General features: G+C 79.4%; 2 protein-coding genes. Both read left to right on the top strand.

Going from position 1 to position 1484, the window contains the following annotated elements; genetic code table 11:
- Positions 1–989 (top strand): PD-(D/E)XK nuclease family protein (locus MNZ29_RS24025; protein ID WP_242357109.1); only part of this gene is annotated, 989 nt, incomplete at its 5' end.
- A partial coding sequence (locus MNZ29_RS24030) for a UvrD-helicase domain-containing protein (RefSeq protein WP_242357110.1) occupies positions 986–1484 on the top strand: 499 nt, incomplete at its 3' end. The genes MNZ29_RS24025 and MNZ29_RS24030, both read left to right, overlap by 4 nt.

Genomic DNA, 1484 nt, shown 5'->3' on the forward strand with positions numbered 1-1484 from the left:
CGCCGCACGCGGGGGCGGTCGGCGGGCCGCTCGCGGGCGCCCTGCGCGCCGCGCTCCCCGCCGAGTGGTCGCCCACGCAGCTCGAGACGTACGCGCGGTGCCCGTTCCGCCTGTTCCTCCAGCTCGGGGCCCGCCTGCCGGACCCGGCGACCGGCGACCTCGACCAGGAACCGCGCGACGAGGGGAGCCTGCTGCACGCGGCGCTCGAGCGGTTCGTCGAGGCGAGGCTCGCGCGCCGGGCGTGGCCGCCCGCCGGGGACGCGGCCGACGTGGCCGAGGCGCACGCCGTGGCGGAGTCGGTGTTCGCGCGCTTCGAGGCGGAGGGCAGGACCGGCGATCCGGCGGTCTGGTCGGCGCGCCGCGAGGCGGTGCTCGCGCGCCTCGCGCGCGTGGTGCTGGCGGAGGCGCGCGATCACGACGGGCTCGTCCCGGCGCTCCTCGAGCACCGCTTCGGCGGGAGGTCGGAGCGGCCGCCGCTCGAGGTGCGCGCCGGCGCAGAGACCGTGCTGCTGCAGGGGCGGATCGACCGCGTCGACGCGTCCGGCGACCGGCTCCTCGTCGTCGACTACAAGAACGCGCGCCACGCGACGGCCTACGCCGAGCTGCTCGACCCGGAGGCGATGGGCGTCACGAGCTTCCAGGTGCCGGCGTACCTCGCCGCCGCGGCGCGCGACCTGCCCGGCCGCGAGCACCTCGAGGCCGCCTACGCGCTCCTCCGGAAGGCGGCGCGCACGGAGCCGTTCGCCACGGACGCTGCGGATCCGGTCCTCTCGCTCTCCGCCCCGGAGGGCGCGGAGCGAGCCGGTACGGAGGGCGCCGGCGGGGCGGGCCCGCGCGGCTTCGCGGCGGGCGTGGTCGAGGTCGTGCGGCGGATCCGGGCGGGCGAGTTCCCCATCGCGCCGCGGACCTGCGAGGGCTGCCCGTACGGCGCGGTGTGCCGCGCCGAAGGCAGCGCGGGCGAGCCGGACGACGCGGGGGGTGGCTCGTGAGCGGCCCCATCGTGTTCGGCCCGGCGGCGACGGCGCTCTTCCGGCTCGAGGCGCCGACCGCCGTGTCGGCGGGCGCGGGCTCCGGGAAGACCACCGCGCTCGTCGAGCTGTGCGCGCGCCTCCTCTCGGGCGAGGCGCTCGGGACGCCCTGCGCGCCCGCCGAGATCGCCGCGATCACCTTCACGGAGAAAGCGGCCGAGGAGCTCTCGCAGCGGCTGCGCGGCGCGGTGGCGGAGCGCGCGCGCGCGGCGTCCGCGAACGGCGCGGGCTCCGCGGACGCGCAGGCGTGGCAGGAGCGGCTCCACGGGCTCGACCGGCTCCCGGCCGGCACGATCCACGGGTTCTGCGGGAGGCTCCTGCGGGAGCACGCGCCCGAGGCGGGCCTCGACCCGGAGTTCTCGATCGCCGACGAGGACCGCGCGTCCTCCTGGCTCGCGGGCGCCGCCCGCGCGGCCACCATCGCCGCGCTGGACGCGGGCCGGCCGGCCGCGCGGG

Origin of the sequence: Anaeromyxobacter sp. SG64, from assembly GCF_022690745.1 — a bacterium.
In the GTDB taxonomy this organism is placed as follows: domain Bacteria; phylum Myxococcota; class Myxococcia; order Myxococcales; family Anaeromyxobacteraceae; genus Anaeromyxobacter; species Anaeromyxobacter soli.